The organism is Corallococcus sp. AB018, assembly GCF_003986945.1.
In the GTDB taxonomy this organism is placed as follows: Bacteria; Myxococcota; Myxococcia; order Myxococcales; family Myxococcaceae; genus Corallococcus; species Corallococcus exiguus.
The window spans coordinates 1-19,464 of sequence record NZ_RAWR01000204.1; the positions used below are offsets into that span (position 1 = coordinate 1).

Annotated in this window: 15 protein-coding genes; 11 read left to right on the forward strand and 4 right to left on the reverse strand. The window is 66.5% G+C overall.

Annotated features, from left to right (window positions below):
* The first annotated feature begins 61 nt into the window (after positions 1–61).
* Together hprK and rapZ are read left to right on the forward strand one after the other, a co-directional pair.
* Positions 62–1,027: an HPr(Ser) kinase/phosphatase gene (gene hprK, locus D7Y11_RS33200; RefSeq protein ID WP_120581488.1), complete on the forward strand. Its 966-nt coding sequence runs from the start codon at positions 62–64 to the stop codon at positions 1,025–1,027.
* Positions 1,024–1,887, forward strand: a complete 864-nt coding sequence (gene rapZ, locus D7Y11_RS33205) for an RNase adapter RapZ (RefSeq protein ID WP_120581487.1) — start codon at positions 1,024–1,026, stop codon at positions 1,885–1,887. Before hprK ends, rapZ begins: the two co-directional genes overlap by 4 nt.
* A 32-nt stretch (positions 1,888–1,919) precedes the next feature.
* Here the strand turns inward: rapZ and D7Y11_RS33210 are convergent, their stop codons facing one another.
* Positions 1,920–2,762 (reverse strand): DUF1629 domain-containing protein, encoded by an 843-nt coding sequence (locus D7Y11_RS33210; protein ID WP_121753255.1) that lies wholly within the window; start codon positions 2,760–2,762, stop codon positions 1,920–1,922.
* Positions 2,763–2,929: 167 nt separating this feature from the next.
* Here D7Y11_RS33210 and D7Y11_RS33215 point away from each other — a divergent pair, with 167 nt between their 5' ends.
* From D7Y11_RS33215 to D7Y11_RS33230, 4 genes are all read left to right on the forward strand, one after another.
* Positions 2,930–4,078 (forward strand): ATPase, T2SS/T4P/T4SS family, encoded by a 1,149-nt coding sequence (locus D7Y11_RS33215; RefSeq protein ID WP_126935701.1) that lies wholly within the window; start codon positions 2,930–2,932, stop codon positions 4,076–4,078.
* 843 nt (positions 4,079–4,921) lie between these two features.
* Positions 4,922–5,626, forward strand: coding sequence for a MopE-related protein (locus tag D7Y11_RS45390; protein ID WP_120580294.1), 705 nt, complete (start codon positions 4,922–4,924; stop codon positions 5,624–5,626).
* 99 nt (positions 5,627–5,725) lie between these two features.
* The gene (locus D7Y11_RS33225; RefSeq protein ID WP_120580293.1) at positions 5,726–11,935 is read left to right on the forward strand and encodes an FG-GAP-like repeat-containing protein; all 6,210 of its coding nucleotides are present in this window, start codon (positions 5,726–5,728) and stop codon (positions 11,933–11,935) included.
* Positions 11,936–11,946: 11 nt separating this feature from the next.
* Positions 11,947–12,366, forward strand: coding sequence for a hypothetical protein (locus D7Y11_RS33230; protein ID WP_126935702.1), 420 nt, complete (start codon positions 11,947–11,949; stop codon positions 12,364–12,366).
* 305 nt (positions 12,367–12,671) lie between these two features.
* Here the strand turns inward: D7Y11_RS33230 and D7Y11_RS33235 are convergent, their stop codons facing one another.
* The 3 genes from D7Y11_RS33235 to D7Y11_RS45035 are packed head-to-tail and all read right to left on the reverse strand — an operon-like array spanning position 12,672 to position 15,625.
* Complete coding sequence (locus D7Y11_RS33235) at positions 12,672–13,505, reverse strand: class I SAM-dependent methyltransferase (protein ID WP_120580292.1); 834 nt, start codon at positions 13,503–13,505, stop codon at positions 12,672–12,674.
* A gap of 28 nt (positions 13,506–13,533) precedes the next feature.
* A complete protein-coding gene (locus D7Y11_RS43945) occupies positions 13,534–14,172 on the reverse strand; it encodes a hypothetical protein (RefSeq protein WP_199733934.1) in 639 nt (212 codons plus the stop codon).
* A 37-nt stretch (positions 14,173–14,209) separates the two neighbouring features.
* A complete protein-coding gene (locus D7Y11_RS45035; RefSeq protein ID WP_120580291.1) occupies positions 14,210–15,625 on the reverse strand; it encodes a general secretion pathway protein GspE in 1,416 nt (471 codons plus the stop codon).
* Between the two features lie 156 nt (positions 15,626–15,781).
* On the opposite strand from D7Y11_RS45035, the gene D7Y11_RS33250 reads away from it, so the two are divergent.
* The 5 genes from D7Y11_RS33250 to D7Y11_RS33270 form a co-directional block, all read left to right on the forward strand.
* A complete protein-coding gene (locus D7Y11_RS33250; RefSeq protein WP_120580290.1) occupies positions 15,782–16,816 on the forward strand; it encodes an SPFH domain-containing protein in 1,035 nt (344 codons plus the stop codon).
* Positions 16,817–16,838: 22 nt separating this feature from the next.
* Complete coding sequence (locus tag D7Y11_RS33255) at positions 16,839–17,759, forward strand: NAD+ kinase (RefSeq protein ID WP_120580289.1); 921 nt, start codon at positions 16,839–16,841, stop codon at positions 17,757–17,759.
* 419 nt (positions 17,760–18,178) lie between these two features.
* Positions 18,179–18,601, forward strand: coding sequence for a PTS sugar transporter subunit IIA (locus D7Y11_RS33260; RefSeq protein WP_120580288.1), 423 nt, complete (start codon positions 18,179–18,181; stop codon positions 18,599–18,601).
* A 33-nt stretch (positions 18,602–18,634) separates the two neighbouring features.
* On the forward strand, positions 18,635–19,120 hold the full coding sequence (locus D7Y11_RS33265; protein ID WP_120561225.1) for a PTS sugar transporter subunit IIB: 486 nt from the start codon (positions 18,635–18,637) through the stop codon (positions 19,118–19,120).
* A 4-nt stretch (positions 19,121–19,124) separates the two neighbouring features.
* Positions 19,125–19,464, forward strand: a 340-nt coding sequence (locus tag D7Y11_RS33270; protein WP_148139245.1) for a PTS sugar transporter subunit IIC, incomplete at its 3' end; no start/stop codon positions are given.

Below are 19,464 nucleotides of genomic sequence, written 5' to 3' on the forward strand. Positions count from 1 at the left end.
ACAGGGCGGACACGGTGCGGTTCACCTCCGGAGGCCGGTGGGTGATATCCAGGTCCCGACGATGAAATCCATTCGCATCTCCCAGCTCCTCGAGGACCAGGGCCACGACCTGCGGCTGACCCTGATGGCGGGCACCCAGGGGCTGGCGCGCACGGTGGACTCCTCGCGCATCCAGAAGCCGGGCCTGGCGCTGGCGGGCTTCACCGAGCACCTCCACCCGCACCGCGTCCAGGTCTTCGGCAACACTGAAATCTCCTACCTGGCCACCCTGGCGGAGGACGCGCAGCACGCCTCGCTGGCCAAGCTCTTCAGCGAAGAGGACCTGGCGTGCGTGGTGGTCACCAAGGCGCTGGACGTGCCGCGCGCGCTGGTGGACGCCTGCGAGGCCGCGGGCCTGTCGCTGATGAAGACGCCGCTGCTCTCCAGCGAGTTCATCCAGCGGGTGCAGAACTTCCTGGAGGACGCGCTCACGGAGTCCAGCAGCCTGCACGGCGTGCTGATGGACGTCTTCGGCGTGGGCATCCTGCTCCTGGGCAAGAGCGGCATCGGCAAGAGTGAAATCGCCCTGGACCTGGTGATGCGGGGCCACCGGCTGGTGGCGGACGACATCGTGGACGTCACCCGGCGCAAGGGGGCCGTCTACGGCGCGGGCAATCCGGTCATCAAGCACCACATGGAGATTCGCGGACTGGGCATCATCAACATCAAGGACCTCTTCGGAGTGTCCGCCGTCCGGGAACAGAAGAAGATTGAGCTTGTGATTGAGCTGCAGGAATGGGATCCGCACCAGGAGTACGACCGACTGGGCGTGGAGGACAAGCACCTGCAGATTGTTGGCGTGGACATCCCCCTGTCGGTCGTCCCCGTGCGTCCTGGACGCAACATGGCCACCATCGTGGAGGTGGCCGCGCGCAACCAGCTGTTGAAGCTTCAGGGCCACCATTCGGCGCGAGAGTTCGCCGAACGACTCAATCGAGCCATCGCCCAGGGGGCGATGCGCCGCACCTTGGGAGAAGAGGTCGAGTGACCGCCCCCGCGAAGCAGATCATCGTCATCACCGGCATGTCAGGTTCCGGTAAGTCCACGGCCATCCGCGCGCTGGAGGACGCCGGCTTCTTCTGCATCGACAACCTGCCGGTGCTCCTCCTGCCCAAGCTCACGGAGCTGGCGGGGGGCGGCAACATCGAGCGCATGGCGCTGGTCATCGACGCGCGCGAAGGCGTCTTCCTCAAGGACGCGCCCCGCGTGCTCGCGGACGTGCGCCGCGCGGGCCACCAGGTGGACGTGCTCTTCCTGGACGCCAGCGACGACAGCCTCATGCGCCGCTTCAGCGAGACGCGCCGCCGTCACCCGCTGGCCCCGGACGGCACGGTGGCGGAGGGCATCCACGCGGAGCGCGAGGCGCTGAAGGACCTGCGGGAGATGGCGGACCAGGTCATCGACTCGTCGGCGCTCAACGTGCACGACCTGAAGCGCATGGTGCAGGGGCGCTTCAGCCCGGAGCCCACGACGGGGCCCAGCCTGTCCATCATGTCCTTCGGCTACCGGTACGGGGTGCCGCCGCAGGCGGACCTGGTGTTCGACGTGCGCTTCCTGCCGAACCCGTACTTCGTGCCGGAGCTCAAGGGGCTCACGGGCAAGAACCCGAAGGTGTCCGGGTACGTGCTGGAGCGCGAGGAGACGCAGCAGTTCCTGGAGAAGGTCGTGGACCTCTGCCGGTTCCTGTTCCCCCGCTACCAGAAGGAGGGCAAGGCGTACCTCACGGTGGCGCTGGGGTGCACGGGCGGCAAGCACCGCTCGGTGTCACTGGCGGCGGAGATGGTGCGACGGCTGTCCGCGGACTACGGCCGCGTGCAGCTGTGGGACCGGGACATCGAGAAGGAGTAGGGCGCTGGAACGTCCTTGCGGACCCCCGGGTTTCAGTGCCGGGTGTCCGTGACGGGCGTGAAGCAGGCGCCGGTGATGCCCTCCTTCTCCAGGGCCTCCTTCACGGCCTCGGAGACGACGAGGGTGACGGGCCAACCCCAGGGGCGGAACACGCGGGCGCGGCCCACCTGGTCGGGGTCGATGCGCAGGCCTCGGACGGAGCGGTACTGGCCCACGCGCGAGGGGACGCCGTCGCCGGGGCCATAGTGGTGGACCTCCAGGCAGGCGGCTTCGTCCACGCAGCGGATGAGGCGTGTGGCGACGACGAGGAAGTACGGCTCCATCTGTCCCTCGATGTGCACGGGGATGAGCTGCACGTCCTCCGGCGCCAGGCGCGCGAGCACGGCGGCGACGCGCGGGTGCACCACGGGGGTGAGGCTGGCGCCGGCGAGGCTGAAGTCCAGCGGGGCGGCCTTCTGCTCGTTGGAGATGTGGAGGGGGCCGGGCGGGTTCACGGGGCGCCCGGCGGTGAACATCCACATGTCGCCCACCTCCTTGTCCTCCGGGTCCAGCGGGTCGCCGGGTTCCCAGCGGCCGGGGGCGCGGAAGTCGTCGTGCAGGTCGTAGAAGCGCGGGGGGGTGACGCCGGCGCGGCTGGACGTCTTGCGGTTGCTGACATGCGGAGCGGCCCCGTGCGCGACGATGCGGACGGCCGGGCGGCGTGGGCGGCTGGTGCGGACCGGAGGCGAGGACTCCTCCGAGACCGACGCGCGCGAGCGCCGGGGCGTGGCGACGGTGGGGCCGGTACCGTCGGGCAGGCTCTGCCGGTTCGGGGGGCTGCTTTCGGTGGGGCGGAGCCACAGCCGTCGCAGCGCGTTGGTGAGACGCCGGAACATCAAGCGATGTTACCCAAGCGCCTGCTGGAGGGGAGCCCTTCCTGTGGGCTTCCTCGCTCGTTCTCAAGGCAGGCCGGCGGCCGTACCGGTTTTCAACGAGGAGGAGGCTTCCCGGGGGCCGTTTCCAGCGTGGCTGGGCCGCGAGGGGCCATGCCATGGTCCGCGCCATGACGACTCCGAGCCCGAAGTCCGAAGCCCCCGCCACGCCGGAAGCCGTGTTCTCCAGCCTGCTCCAGGAACTGGGGGAAGCGGGCCGGGCCCCCACCGGAGCGGCCGCGTCGCCGAGGACGCCGGAGGCATTGGCGGCGGCCCTCTTCGACGTCGCGGGCAGGACGGGCGCGGCGATGTTCTCCGTCTGGGCGGCGGACGACACGGACAGCGTCTCGGAGGAGGACGACGGCGACGGCGACGAAGCCCGAGCGGAGACGGGCGGCCGGGTGATCAACGCGGGCATCACGCTGTTCTTCATCGCGAAGGACACGCCGGGCACGGTGGGCTTGCTGGGCGCGGAGCGGGTGCCCGTGCGTCAGCCCATGGCGTATGAGCTGTATCGGCCGTTGGGGAAGGCGCTGACGGCGCACGCGAAGCGGGGTGCGGATCCGGTGCTGCCCGACCGGGGTCACGTGTCCTTCCCGGCGGGCGCGGCGGATCCGGACATCGAGTTCCGAGTGTCGTTCCGCGAAGACGAACTGGGCACCTGGACCACGGTGTTGGCAAGGGACCGGGAGACGCGCCAGGCGTACCCGAGCATCGCCAGCCTCCCGCTCTCCGCCGAAGCGGCGGAGTTCCTCAAGGGGCTCTTCAACCGCCTGGACAAGACGCTGTTCAACGGCCAGTTGGTGCTGCTCACGGGAGCATCCAACACGGGCCGCAGCACGACCCTGCGGGCGGTGATGGATGCGCTGCCCGACAACGTGCACGCGCTCGCGGCCGTGGAGGATCCGAAGGGAGGGCCGGGAGGCGCCATCGGCGTCGTGAAGGTGAGCGCTGAGTTGAAGCTGGTGCAGGCGCTGCGTTCATTCCTGCGGCAGGACCCGGACCTCCTCTTCGCGGACGAGGTGCGCACGCTGGAGGACATGCAGATGCTCTGCACCGCGGCGCAGACGGGACACGCCACGATCGCCGTCCTGGAGGCGAAGACCCCCGAGGAGGGCTACGCGTGGCTGACGGAAGCCATGCCGGGGATTCCCACCCCTGCGCTCATCGTGCATCACACGCGTGACGCGGCAGGCGCCCTCGCGATGACGCTCCACGAGGCGAAGCCCACGGAGGACGGCAACAGGCTGCACGTCGTCCCGTGGGCGCCGCGCGGGTGAGGCGGGTTGGGACCGGCGCCACGGTGACGAACAGGCGAAAAATCGCCTCGTGACTCGCGCTGCCGCGAACATCCGGTGTAGCGGTCCCTCGTGCTGGTGCGCTTCGAGGTCAGGATGCCACCACAATGCCGAGAGCGGGCTAGCGGTGCCGGATCATTGCAAAGCCTCGTCAGGCGGGGCGTAAACACGGCGACGGCCCTACGCACGCGAAGTTTCCATCTGTCCACCTGTAAGGCCTGCCTCAGAGCGCCAAGAGGCTGAGTTCGCTCCATCGGAGCGCTGTGACAGGGTCCCCGCCATCTGATGCGTCCTGCGCGGCGGACTCGGGTCCCGCTCTGGAGACCCTGCGCGACGCCGTCAGTCAGAAGCGGCTGCCACTTCCGCTCTGGACACGAAATTGCAGTCGCCTTCGGAGTCATGGGTGCCCCTTTAGGAAGTGAAGGGGGCAGCGCCATGTCCATGCACTCGGGAATCGAATTGTCCCGGCTCGCGAAGGCCGTTCTGAACTCTATGCATACATTGATTCCGTGGGGGCTGTTCCGGGCTGTCGTGGCAGGCACATCTGCGCGGTTGCTATTGATCTCCCTGGCGCTCTGGGCTGCCGCCAGCGATGCCAACACTCCATCCAATCAGGTGGACCCCTCTGCCACTTGTGAGACCTGCTGCCAGCATCCCCCATGCTCGACGCCCCCCCCGCCCAGGGCGTGTACCTTCACGTCAGGGGTGAATAACGGTTGTTCGGGACTGAGCTATGCCAATGAGCAAGGGATCTATGGCCCCTGCGAAGTCACGGAGACCAGCAAGCGTGCGTGTAGTTGTGGAGCGACAGGCCAGGGAACCCAGATGTGCCTGGGGGATGGCAACTTTGGCGTCTGCCAGAGCCAACTCGCGCCCAGACCTGAAACGTGTAACTCGTGTGATGATGACCTTGACGGCATCGTTGACAACATCACCCCCCAAGGCTGCTCCGTGAACAAACCGGGTGCGTGCTCCGCCGGCCGGTTGATTTGCTCCAACGGAGACTACGCCTGCGAGCAGGTCATCTTTCCCACTCCGGAAGCGTGTGACGGCGTCGATAGTGATTGTGATGGCGTGCGCGACGAGGACGAGTTTGGTCGGATCTCTTGTGGTGTTGGAGATTGCTATACCTCGAAATACGCCTGTCAGGGCGGTGTCTGGCAGGTCTGCTTCCCTCTGCCGTCCTCCCCTGAAGTCTGTGACGGGCGGGACAACGATTGCGACGGTGTGAGTGATGAAGGGCTGGGAACATTGAGCTGTGGGCAGGGGCAATGTGCGGCATCCGTCCCGGCGTGTCGTGATGGCCAGCCCCAGACATGCATCCCGCTGGCTCCAGAGCTTGAGCGCTGCGACGGTCGGGACAACGACTGCGATCTCGCTGTGGACGAAGGCGATGTCTGCCGGTTTGATGACATGTCCTGCGAATGCACGCCAGTGCCACAGACGGAGGCCTGCGCCCATACCGCTTGCGGTGTCGCTCCGGATGGCTGCGGTGGCAGCCATGATTGTGGAACGTGCCCGACGCTGTGAATCCCATCCGCTCTCCTGATTCTCCGCATGGGGGCGTGCGAATCCGTCGGTGTGTAAATAATTTTCACTGAAACATCATAGATTATCTCGGGAATCACCATGAAACGAGTCTCTGCTTGCGCGGTGGTCTGGATCTATGCCACGCAACTCGTGGCCAGTTGTAGCCCTTCCGCTCCCATCAACGACACACGTCAACTCATGGCCACACGGCGCCAGCACATCGGTGATGCTTCGCCCCCTGTCGTCGATTCCGACACCGTCCTTCAGACCCAGACGAGTTCTTCGAAAGCCGCAGGCTCCACGATGCCTGGTGCATGGGTCACGTCGGTGGGCACCGCCCGCTACACGTTCCCATTGTGGACGTCTCCAGGGCGACTGGGCATCGAACCACGGCTGGCGCTGAACTACAGCAGCGACAGCGGCAATGGGCTGATTGGAATGGGTTGGAATCTCGCCGGCCTTTCACGCATCACACGCTGCCGCAAGACGATGGCCCACGATGGTGCCTCTGACCGGATCCGCTTCGATACGAGCGATCGCTTCTGTCTGGACGGCCAACGGCTGATGGTTGTCTCAGGCGCCTATGGTGCTGACGGAGCCGAGTATCGCACCGAGAATGATGTCTATGCTCGCGTTGTATCTCTGGGTGTAGGCGACAATGGACCCGCCACCTTCAAGATGTACACGAAGGATGGTCTGATCCTTACATTGGGGGGGAGCGGCTCCGCGACCCACCAGCAGCCCATACCGGAAGGGGGCACGCGCACCTTCGCCTGGGCCCTGTCCCGCGTCGAGGATCGCAGCGGCAACTTCCTCACGGTGACATACGACATTCCCGCTGCGGCAGAGGAGCAGCTGCCGGTGGAGATCCGATACACAGGTTCCTCCGTGGCGGGAGCACCTCCTGCGCTCGCGAGCGTCTCCTTCGCGTACGAACCGCGTACGGATGTGGTGGGCAGCTTCGCAGGCGGATTCTCCCTCCAGCTTCGGCGCCGGCTGAAGAAAATAGAGGCATGGGGGCCTACCGGGCTGGGCCAGACGCGCTCCTTGTTGCGTTCGTACACGCTGGGCTACCGCTACGACGGACTGCCGAACGAACCGAATGGGAGCGCCGCGGGAATCAGCACCCTGGGCGAAGTGACGGAGTGTGACGGAAGTAACATTTGCCGAAACCCCTTCCGGTTCACCTATGCCCAAAGCCTTGACCCCACTAGCTGGGGAAACCTGTGGAACTACGCGCTGACGACAGAGCCTCCAAATCCGAGCGCATATGCTGACCTGCAGTCCTTCTTGGGCGCTGACGTCAATGCGGACGGACGGGACGACCTCGTCTACCGCAAGCGGGTGGGAACCTCGGCCGTGCAATGGTTCGTGCGCTACAGCAATGGCACGGGTTTCGACGCCGAGAAGCCGTTGGCCTTTCTTCCGGTGCCCCCTTCTGCCGGGGAGTCCACCTCCGATGGGCGCTTCACCGACTGGGACGGAGATGGACTCCTGGACTTCATTGTTTCCACGAACAATGTCCCAACGGGCGAGCGGATCCTTCACCTGATGAAGAGCTGGGGCGGTGGCGCGTTCAGCCGAGAGGAGCAGCAAGCCGAACTTGGGACTTCGTTGCGCAACTTCTGGACCGTGGACCTGAATGGGGACGGACGGCTGGATTTGCTCCGCCCGACAGGGCTGCCGATGGGTGGCCAGGGCCTGGTTGGACTTGGGTACCGGCTGGGACCCATCAACAGCGGTGCTCCATTCTCCATGGGCCTCGCGCCTCCCAGTTTCCCCGCGTTGACAACGGCATTCCCGCTTGACCTGGACGGCTCGGGGCGCACGGGTCTGCTCATCCCCAGGTGGGAGAGCGATCCGGGTGATGACGCAATTCCCTATATGGTGGGCAGTAACTACTGGTTTCTGGGCATGAAGGCGGATGGAACCTCTCTTTGGAAGGAGACTTCAATCCCTCGTGAGGAGACGAGCGGACAGAGGCACTTGTTCGTTGACGTCAACCGCGATGGCCTGACGGACCTCGTGTCCTATCCTCAGGCCGGCGGAGACGCGACCCTCTCGCTCAACACGGGACTGGGCTTCGTGCCGCAACCCACACAGGGTTTCCCGGCTGAGGCCAAGGTGGGGCCGGCACTTGAATACCTCAATCCTCCGCCCGAAGGCTGGGGCAACACACGCCATTCCATCGATAACGGTGTGCGCGTGGCTGATATCAATGGTGATGGGCTTCAGGACATCGTGCTTTTGGATCAGGGTGTCGCGACTGTTCCGGGCTCCTTCGCACGGTCCCGGGCTCGGGTGCTTCTGTCGCGCGGGTCCAGCTTTGTTGATACCACGCTCTTCATCCCCATTGGCGCGGTGTCCGCGGATCGAGGGATGTATCGCTCGCTTGCGCTGGATGTGAATGGCGATGGGCAGATGGACTTCGTGCAGCCGGATAGCTCAGCCTCCGCACTCCAGATATGGATCCGACAGGGAGTAAAACCCTTTCTGTTGCGGTCGGCGACAGATGCCATGGGCGCACGGGTGGAGTTCGACTACGCGCCGCTCACGGACACGGCCACGTACACTCGAGGGCAGAGCTGCATCTACCCACAGCCCTGCGTGCGGCAGGGCATGTGGCTGGCTTCCGAGATGCGAACCGAGGCGGGGCCGGGCCACCCGATGCGCCGCGTTTCCTACCAGTACGAGGACGCCCGCCTGGATGCCATGGGAAAGGGGCTGCTCGGCATTCGCAAGCGAACGGTGACGGACCACTCTTCTGGATCCGTCTCGCGTGAGACCTATGCCCTCGCTCCTCTCGTGGGGACGAGGTACCCGCTGGCGCGGCAGCTTCTCAATCGTACGGTGCGCACCCCGCTGTCGAATGGCAGAACCTGGATCCGGGAAACCGTCGCCACTCCTGCGTATGTTGAGCGCACCGCGGCGGATGGAACTCGCTACTTCGCCGTCTACACGGCATCGAAGGCCGAGCATGCGTACGAACTGGGGCTGCCCACGCTGTGGTCCGTGACGCACACAGTGGAGGATTTCGATGCGGACTTCGGCAATGTGAAAGCGGAAAAGTGGGTGTGGTCGGATGGTTACGTGTCGCGGCGTGACACCACCTATGAGAACCGTGCCTCGACATGGCAGGTGGGACTGCCCAGCCGGGTCACGGAGACCGCTACGACTGCCCTGGGGGTATCTCGTGCGCGCAGCCGGAGTTTCACCCATGCCCCGGGCTCGGGCCTGCTCACGGACGAGGTGATCGAGCCGGACTCGACGGACCTCGACGTCTACCTGGCCGCCCACTACGACTACTCGCCGGACGGAATGGGGCTTCGCAGCGGCGTGACGCTGCGGACCCTGACCGGAGAGACACGGACCACGTCATACGAGTACGACGCCGCCACGAAGACCACTGTCTCCGCCATCATCAATCCGGCCGGGCATCGCCAGATGATGGCCTATCACCCTGGACTGGGTGTGCTGGCCGCAACCGTTGATGCGAATGGGGTGCGCCAACGCCGGCAGTACGACGCTTTTGGCCGCCTGCGCGTCGAGGACGGACCGACGCTCGCGGATGTTTCGTACGAATACCTGCCGGGCAGTATCCGGACGACTCGGGCGGGAGGCAGTGCGGAAACGGTCTTTCTGGATTCCTTGGGTCGAGTGGTGACACGGCAGCGCCAGGATTTCGCCGGCAGCCCTACTGAGGAGAACTACCTCTACAACGCTGCTGGACGCCTGGTGGAGGTGCAGCGTCCCTCTCCTTCGGGCGGGACGGCTGTGGCGAGCACGCGCTATCAATACGACGAGCTGGGGCGCCTCACCCGGCTGACGCAACCGGACGATAGCTTCCGTCTCCTGACCTATGAGGGGCTGACCCTTACGGAAACGGATGCGCGGGGCAATGCCACCAAGACCGAACTGAATGGTCGCGGGTGGGCCGTGAAGGTCAGCGAGCCGAACCCGGTGGGGGGTGTGCTCAACACGATCTTCGAATACGGCCCTTTTGGCACGGTGACGGGAACCGAGTCCGTGGGGCGACACGCCAGCATGGAATACGACGTGCGGGGCCGGCGTACCCGGTTGGCCGACCCTTCGAACGGCGTATCCGTGACGCGTTACAACGCCTTTGGTGACACGCGCTTCATGGAGGACGCGGAGGAAGAGCAGCAGGTCTTCCTCCGCGATGCCCTGGGCCGTACCACCAAGGTCGTCACTCCGCTTGGAGAAAGCACGTACTCCTGGGACACGGCGGTCAACGGCGTGGGCGCACTGGCGGGCACGACGAGCGCGGACGGTGTGTCCACCGCCTATGCTTACGACACGCTCGGTCGTCGCAGCCAGGAGACGACTCTGGTAGAGGGCGCTCCCTACGCCTTCGACTACACCTACGACGCGTACGGCCGGCTGAAGATGGTCGCCTATCCGGAAGTCCGGGGGGTCTCACGCCTCCAGCTCCAGTATGGCTATACGCCGCGTGGAGACCTGCTGGACGTGCGGAACGTTGCATCACAGCTTGTCTACTGGCAGGTGGGGGCTCGCACGGCCAGCGGGCATTTGAGCCATGCCGTTCTGGGAAACGGTACGGAGAGCCATTACGGCTATGACAGCGTGGGCTCATTGCGTCTGGTGGAGACGGGGTTGGGAACGTCCAACCTCCAGCGACTGCTCTTCAGCTATGACGCGAACGGCAACCTCACCGAACGCAATGACGGCGTGGCGGAGTCGACCGAGGAGTTTGATTATGACAGCCTGGATCGACTGACTCGATGGACGGTGTATCAGAATTGCCAGCGCGCCATCTTTGAGTACGGCTTCTCGCCGGACGGCAACCTCACGAGCCGCACGACCGTGGAAGGTGGCTCTCCCAGCGAGTCGTATGTCTATGGCCAGAACGGCGCCCCGCCGCACGCCGTGACTCAAGGCCCCCCGGGTTCATACGGATATGACGCGCGTGGCTTCCGGGTGACGGCCCCGGGGAGCACCAGCGTGGAGTACACGGTGGCAGGGCTCCCCCACCGCATCCAGCGTGGCGCGGAGGAGCTGACCTTCCAGTACGACGCCTTCGATGCACGTGTGCGCAAGGCGCGCTCCAACGGGGAGTCTTCCGTCATGGTGGGGGCCGGGCTGTACGAGAAGCAGGTGGAGAGATGGCGGACGCGCCACCTGTTCTCCATCACAGCGGGGGGACGGCCCGTTGCCCGAGTGACGCTGACCCGGAGGGAGTCAGGCCCGTTCGTGCAGGACATCGCCTACGTTCATCGCGATCCGCTGGGCAGCGTGGAGGCGCTCTCCGACCAGCAGGGGGCGCTGGTTGCTCGGATGAAGTTTGACCCGTTCGGTCGTCGTGTCTTCCCTCAGGCGCTTGCAACGGCCAACCTGCCCGTCCTGGGGAAGGGCCTGCCTGAGGGTTTCACCGGCCATTCACATGACGATGAATTAGGGCTCATCAACATGAAGGGACGCGTCTACGATCCATCCGTAGGCCGCTTCCTGACTCCGGACCCGTTCGTCCAGTCGCCGTTCAGGAGTCAGTCCCACAACCGCTACGCTTACGCGTGGAACAATCCGCTTCGCTACACGGATCCAAGTGGGCTCATGAATGATGGGGGTTGCGTTGGAACCCCTGATGATGGCGGATGCTGGGAGAACGTCGCGGTAGGAGGTGACGGAGGCGGGCAATCGAGTGACCCCAACGTCTACGGCCCCTACTTCGGCTGGCAGAACGACACCTGGTATGCGACGGGGCCAGACGGTCGGAGACGAGGACCGGGGCGTGTGCCAGGAAGTGTGACGGCGGGCGAACTCGAGGCGATGACGTCCGAGGCGCGTCGGGCATTCTTCCAGGCCGAATCGACAGGGGGCCAGGTGCCCGCCAACTTCGGTACGGATGAACTGGATGCTGCAGTCGACCAGGTCGACGATCAGTTCCTACTTGGCATGGCGAAGATTGTTGAGCGCCTCGGGCAGGTTGCAGGCAGAGGGGACTCGGGAGACGATGCGACCCAAGCGACGGCTGCCGTGATCGCCGTCAAGGTTGGAGGGGACGGTGGACGCGGCGCAAACAATCTGAAGCCTGACCTTAGGGCGGAGGGGCCGCATACGACGTTCAAGAAAGATTCGCAGGGGCGTGTCACTGGTTACGCGGAATGGCAGCCGAACCCGCGGAATCCGACGGGCTTTGACCAGGCAAAGCGAGTGGATACGCAGCACGCGAACCCCCACACGCACAACAACGTTCCAACGCCGCACGTCCATGAAAAGTCCGCGCCAGGGGGCGTACGGCCCCCGCGACCGGATGAGTTGCCTCGATAGGGGAGCGCACCATGCCAATGCCGCCGCACAAAGTGGGGATCGTGGTTGATCAGGGGTTCGGAGACCGGGTGGCTGAGCTGGCTCGCGCCTTTCACGTATGGGTCGTTGAATCGCGCGAGAACACTCCAGTCATCCAAGGAGTTTGGAAGAGCGGCTTGGGGGATGCGGCAGCCGATCCTCTTGCGGTGGGCGTCACGTCATTCGCCGCTCTCGAGGGAGAATCTCCTGAGGCGATGTGCGCCAGGATTGCCGGTGATGTGGCCGAGCACCATGGTGAGTTCGCACACGACCCCCCGTGGTCCGAAATGGAGGTCTTCGGGGTCAAGTTGACTTCAACCTTGCGGCACGTCTTCGAAGAACTCGAAGCAACGGCCTGCATTCCAACTCCGGAGGGGTTCGTCTGTCGGCGGTTGTTGCCGAGCGGCACCTGAGCGCCCGGCCACGGATGCAGACAAGGCACCGCACATCGTCTCCTTCTCAGCTTGTGCATCCGCGCCCTCTTCCTTCGGGAGGGGGCGCGGTCTTCTGGGCTCGGGCTCTTGGAAGAGGGTTCCGGGAGTATCCAGCGGAACGCTGTATTCGACGCGGAACGGAGCCCCCGCGACCAGGGGCCTCCACCCCGCCGTGAGTGCCCGCCGGCTCATGTCGCGAACCTGGCCCGGAGTGACGGCCCTCTGGTGCGACTAGAAATGGGGCTCACCGAAGCGAACCCGGCAGGTGCCCTTCCTGGGAAGGGTCATGCCGCGTGAGCCTCCCGGGTCGCCGTCAGCTGCCGCATGCCCCAGCGCAACGGAACGCTGCCATCCGCGCGTCGCAGCGGTTCCACGGCCTGAAGGAACGAGGCCTGGAGCGACGCCTGTGCAGCCGGGGACAGACGGTCCGCATCGTACGTCGTGAGCAGCGACTCCCAGACCTCATGGGGCGACCCATCCCCCTGCACGGAGAGGGACTGCACCGCGACGTCCACGAAGCCTTCGGCGAAGAGTTCTCGCAACCCATCGCTAGTACGGACCCTCGGATCGCCCAGCCGAGTGGGAGGAACCGCCGCCGCGCTCTTCATGAGTCCGGCGAACACCTCCAGCGCGTTGCCCGGCACCAGGTCTCCACCCACGACGATGGACACCCGTCCGCCCGGCTTCAGCACGCGCCGCATCTCCGCGAGCACGGTCTCCACGTCGTCCATCAGCATGAGCGCCAGGTGGCTCAGCACGACATCGACATTGGCATCGCCGAGAGGAAGCGACTGCGCGCGTCCCTGGAACAGTGCCGCAGCGCCGTGCAACCGCGCCCGTGCCGCGACAAGCTCGTGCTCGCTCATGTCGAGCCCCATCAGGGACAGCCCGGGCTGCTTCCTCCGTGCAAGCAGCTCCAGGAGGTAGCCATCCCCACAAGCCAGGTCGAGCACCGCCAGGGGCCGCGCGTCGTGAGGCACGACCGCCTCCAGCAGCGCATAGGTTGAAGGCGCCGTCTCCTCATCCCGCTGCACGGGCGCGTGCCCGAACCATCGGGACGTCACGCCCGCGAGGCGCGCATGGAAGTCCAGCAGGTATGACTCGGAAGGGGAGGGCATGTGCACCTCTTCAGCGCTGGGGTTTGTCTCAGGGAAGATCCATCAGCCAGGAGTGCCAGTCTGTTGGAGCCGTCCATCGCTGGTTGTATTGCTGCCGCTCCTCAGGAGACAAGCGTTGCCAGAACGGAGACCAGACGTGAGCAAACCAATACTCCCCATTGCCCTGTCGCCATCCTGAAGACACGGGCTCGTACCCGGGAAATGCCTTCCAGGGGGGCGCCATGTCCCCGGTCTGGTTGAGCTCCCGGGTCTTGAGGAGAAACGCTTCGTTCTGCCCGATCAGCGCAACCTGGCAGACCCACTCGCTCCAGGAGTTCACCTGGACCAGGAGTCGCGCTTCGTCCTGGCGCCCATGCTCTTCACAATGGGGAACCGCCGCCAGGATCTGCTTCCGGCGAAGGAGGCCCATCCATCCTGGGGCAGCATGGACTGGCAGGAAGCGCTGCACTGCTCGCAGACAGACGCAGCACTCCTGGGGGAACGCCAGAGACTGTTCCGTCCGCCAGCGCTCCAGTGCAGGGACGGAAAGGAACACCTCCGCCTGCCGCAGCATGGGATAGCCCATGAATGCTAGGCTCGTATCGCTCACGGGCAGGGGCTGCTCTCGCACGGGGACCGAAGATTTCTCGAGCCCGAAGACGCGGTGGATCTGTCGGTCCAGATTCATGATCCCCAAGAGTCAGACCCCTCAACCGAGGGTACCTTCAGCGCCGGGGCTTCTTCTGTCCCGCGTTCGTGGCTTCCGCATTGAGCGCCAGCACGGAGTACAGGTTCATCGTGTAGACGCTGTTCTCCGGCTCCAGGTCCGAGGCCATCTTGAAGAACGCACTGGCGCGTTCGTAATCGCGCTGGTGGTTCAGGATGATCATCCCCATGCGGTTGTAGAGAGGCGCGGGCTTCGGCAGGAGCCCGATGCTGCGCTCCAGCAGGTCCAGCGCCTCCGCCATCTTCCCCGCCTGCTCCAGCCTCACGACACGCTGGAGCACCTCCTCCTGCGCGTCCTCCTTCCTGGCCACCGGAGCCGGTGCCACGGAAGGAGGCTTCGACGTCAGTGCCGAGGCCAGTGAGACCGAAGGCATCGGCGCCTGCCGCGGAGCCTGGGTTCGCGCCGCCGGAGCCGCCGCCACCTTCGCGGCCGCAGCCGGAGGCACGGTCTTCGGCTCGCGCGAGAACGCAGGCACGCCATCCCCCGTGAACGCCACCTCCGCCGACGCCAGCGTGCCCACCAGCTTCGTCACGCCGCGCTCCGACAGCGACTCGAACACCGCGCGCAGCTCCAGCTCCGTCAGCTGGGTGATCATCGCCATGTCCGCCAGCGCCGTGCGCCCGTCCACGAACGACAGCACGTACGCCTCGAACGGGCTCAGCGGCCGGTTCACCAGGTCCAGGCTCGCGACGATGACCGGCCGCACCGGAGGCCCCTTCGTCTTCGGCTGGGCGTGCGCCTGGAACGTCACCACCCGCGTCGCCTCCTGCTGCGGCGGACGGGGCACTCCGCGCGCTCCCGTCTGCTCCGGCCTCGTGAGCAGCGCGCGCACCAGCGACACGTTGTCCCGGGGCGGCAGGTCCTCCACGCTCCTCACGAGCAACAGCTCACAGCGCGCGCACTGGAAATCCCCCGGCTTGCACGACGCGCCACAGTGCGGACACGCCAGGTCCTCCGGCGGGTGCTCGAAGGCGTGCGCGTCCGCGTAGTAGTGCTTCCGGATGGCCGCGCGGATGGACCTGCGCACCGCCACGAACGGCAGCACCTGCGCCACGCCCACCGTCTTCGCGATCTCCTCCAACGCCCGCTGCCGCTGCGGCTCGGAGATGGCCACGTACAGCGCGTCCTGCACCAGCCGCAGCGGCATGAAGTCGAAGCCCTCCGCCAGCCGCACCGGCACCCGCTCCAACAGCGCCGCGTCCACCTTCGCCTGCGCCAGCTTCTCCGTGGACACGAAGCGCGTCTTCAACTCCTGCGCCAACAGCCGCAACACCGGCGTCTCGTCCACGCCCAGCCGCACCAGGCACTCACCCAGCTTCAGCCCCGTCTCCTTCTGCCGCGCGAGCGCCCGGGACAACACCTCCGGCGTCAGCACTCCATCCAGGACCAACTGCTCCCCGAGCTTGCGCGTCATGCCCCCGATTCAAGGACGCCCGGGCCCACCCCGTCCACCGGCATCCACGCCACCTACACCGCTTTCCCGCACGTCCTGTTGCGAATGTGTATTAACAACACTAAGATGGTGTCCAGGTTACACAAACCAAACGCAGCAGGTGAGGGGGATGCGCGGATGTTCTTCGGGTACATGAAGTCGACGCCGACCACGTACGTGATGCAGTACCGGGACGGCGAGGTGGTCCGCGAGGGCGCGGGCCTGTCGTTCCTCTATTGGAAGCCGGCGACGACGCTGGTGGCGGTGCCTCTGTCGAGCGCGGACGTCCCGTTCGCCTTCAACGAGGTCACCCGCGACTTCCAGCCGGTGACGATCCAGGGGCAGCTGACATACCGGGTGGAGGACGCGCGGAGGCTGGCAGGGCTCTTGGACTACTCCATCACCCCGGCGGGGCGTCACCGCTCCGACGACCCGGAGAAGCTGTCGGACCGGCTGGTGCAGGCCGCGCAGGTGCGGGCCCGCGCGGTGGTGCAGTCCCTGAGCCTGCGCGAGGTGCTGGTGCAGTCCGACATGCTGGAGGCCCGGGTGCTCGCGGCGCTGGCGGAGGCGGAGTCCGTGAAGGCGCTGGGTGTGCACGTGATGGCCTTCTCCGTGCTCTCCATCCAGCCCACGCCGGAGATGGCGCGCGCGCTGGAAGCCGCCGCGCGTGAAGGGCTCCAGCGTGAAGCGGACGAGGCCATCTACGCCCGCCGCAACGCGGCCGTGGAGCAGGAGCGCCGCATCAAGGAGAGCGAGCTGGCCACGGAGCTGGTGGTGGAGGAGCGCCAGCGCCAGATTCGCGAGGCGAAGATGGCCGCGGACATCGCGGTGGAGGAGCAGCGCGCCGCCCTCATGGAGCGTTGGGTCCAGAACGAGCGCCAGTCCGCGGATGCGCGCGCGTACGCCTTGGAGAAGACGCTGGCGCCGGTGAAGGACGTGGATTGGAAGACGCTCCTGGCCACGTCCGCCAACGGCGCCGACCCCGCGCTCCACATCGCCCTGGCCTTCCGCGAGATGGGCGAGAACGCGCAGCGCATCGGCGAGCTCAACGTGTCGCCGGACCTGCTGCGCTCGCTCTTGCCCGCAACCTCAGGCCCTCGCGGCAACAACCCCGGCCCCGCGCCCAAGCCCGGCCGCCCGGACGTCCACAACTTCGACCCCCGCGACCGCTGAAGTCCCGCGAAGGAGGCTCGCCATGTTCGAGAAGGTCGTCCTCGTCACGCGCAAGACGCGGCTGGCGGACCTGGTGGTCCGCTTCAACACCAAGAAGCAGGCGAAGTTCTACGTGGAGCACAACGGCCAGGACTTCAACGGGTTCGAGGCGGAGGACGACACCTACCGCCGCGCGGTGGACGCCCTTCGCTCGCAGCTGGACGTGGGGTTGCCGGTGCAGCAGGTGGACCGCTCGCTCGTGCCCACCTTCCTCTTCACCGGCAAGGAGGTGGTGGTGGCGATAGGGCAGGACGGGCTCGTCGCCAACGTGGCCAAGTACGTGGGCAGCCAGCCGCTCGTGGGCGTGAACCCAGACCCGGAGCGCTTCGACGGCGTGCTCCTGCCCTTCCTCCCGCGCGACGCCCGGAGCGCGGTGCAGCGGACCCTGGAGGGCCGCGCGAGGATGCGCCAGGTGCAACTGGCGGAGGCGCGGCTCCAGGACGGCCAGCGGCTGCTCGCCTTCAACGACCTGTTCATCGGCGCGCGCACGCACGTGTCCGCCCGCTACCAGGTCCGCTACGGCGGCAAGGAGGAGTCGCAGTCCTCCAGCGGGGTGCTCGTGTCCACCGGCGCGGGTTCCAGCGGGTGGCTGTCGTCCGTGTTCGCGCTCGCGCAGGGGCTCACCCGCTGCACGGGCGGCACGCCGGGGAAGCCCTGGACGCTCGGTTGGGAGGACGCGCGGCTCGCCTTCGTCGTGCGCGAGCCCTTCGTCAGCCGTCACTCCGGCGCGGACATCGTCGGCGGCTTCGTCACCGCCCAGGCGGAGCTGGTGCTCGAGTCCCGCATGCCCCAGGGCGGCGTCATCTTCAGCGACGGCATGGAGGAGGACTTCCTCACCTTCGGCGCCGGCGCCACCGCCCGCATCCGTCCCGCCGAGCAGAGGGCTCGCCTGGTCGTCCACTGAGACACCGCACCCGATGCGACAGGTCCCAAGAATCCGGTATGCCCCGAGTACCGTTGGACCTCGCGGGCCCTCCCGGGATTCCCAGGTGATACAGCCGCTCCCGCGCGACGGCACGGTCGCCTTCCTACCCACCGAGCGGGGGCGCCGGGCTCGTCCCGCGGGGCACGCACCGCGGGGCCGCACCGCGCATCTCCTAGAGCGTGGGGAGACCGCGCCCGGCTCCCCGTCCGGCAGACGACACCCCGTCCCTTCCCCGGACCTGAAATTCCAGGCATGGTGGGCGCAGTCGCCTTACCTTCGAAGCGAAGTCGTTGGGGAAGCGGTTCCCAGGTGCAGGCGGAATACTTCGCCGGAGTTGCGTCCGGTCGTTGATGGGCGTAGGACGCAAATTCTCCCGGGAAGTGGCTCAGGGGTGATCAATGGTCGGCCTCGTCATCGCATCGCACGGGCGTCTCGCGGATGAGCTTGTCTCAACCGCTGAACAGATCGTGGGCAAGCTGCCCGCCGTGGCTACTTGCAGCATCGAGCCGGGGGCCCCTGTCGAGGACCTCCGCGCCAAGATGAAGCAGGCGGTGAAGACCGTGGATGAAGGGGACGGTGTCATCATCATGGCCGACCTCTTCGGAGGTACCCCCTGTAAGGAATCGCTGATGATGTGTCAGCGGATGAATCTGGAAGTCCTGGCCGGCGTCAATCTGCCCATGCTGCTGAAGGCCAACTCGCTCCGTTCGGAGCAGATGGCCCTGTCGGACATGGCCAACCAGCTGGCGTCGTACGGCCAGCGCAACATCACCTGTGCGTCCGCCCTGCTTCGCGAGGCCCAGCAGCAGCCGCGAACTTGACGGACCCGCACGGGTCGGCGATTCGAGACTGCCGTGATCACCCTGGTCCGCGTCGACAACCGCCTCATCCATGGTCAGGTTGTCGAAGCCTGGCTCCCCCACCTCAAGGTGTCCCGAGTGGTGGTGGCGGACGATGAGGCGGCCTCCAGTCCACTCATCCGTGCCGCCATGGCGCTCGCCGTGCAGAGCGCCATCGAGGTGCTGATCCTCCCCCTGGCCCAGGTGGACTTCGCCGCCCTGTCCAAGGACGGCGTTCGCACCCTGGTGCTCCTGAGGGATGTCGCCTCCGTGCCCTTCGCCTTCCAGCACGGGCTGGTCATGGACCAGCTCAACCTGGGCAACGTGCACTTCGGCACCGGAAGGCGGCAGGTGTCGCCGTCCGTCTTCCTGGCGGAAGGGGAGCTGCAGGCCCTCCAGCAGCTGTCCGCGCAGGGCGTGCGCGTGGAGGCGCGCGCCGTGCCCGCGGAGAAGTCCGTGGACCTGCCGGACCTGACCGAGCGCTGGTCGAAGGCCGGGTGAGCCGGTGAACGTCGGCTGGACCCAGGTGGCGCTCGCGTGTCTCTGGGGGGGGCTGGTGGCCGTGGAGCGCAAGGCGTTCCTCCAGGCCATGCTGTCCCGGCCCCTGGTGGCCGCCACGTTCATGGGCGCCCTGCTGGGCGACGTGGGCGGGGGCCTGTCCGTCGGCATGCTGCTGGAGCTGTTCTACCTGGGCACCGCCAACCTGGGCGCCTCACTCCCTGAGAACGACACGCTCGCGGCCACCGGCACCGCCGCCGCCGCCGCCACCCTCACCGCCGCCACCGGCGCGGGCTCCACGCCGGCCATCTGGTCGCTGGCCGTGCTGCTCTTCATCGGGCTGGGGC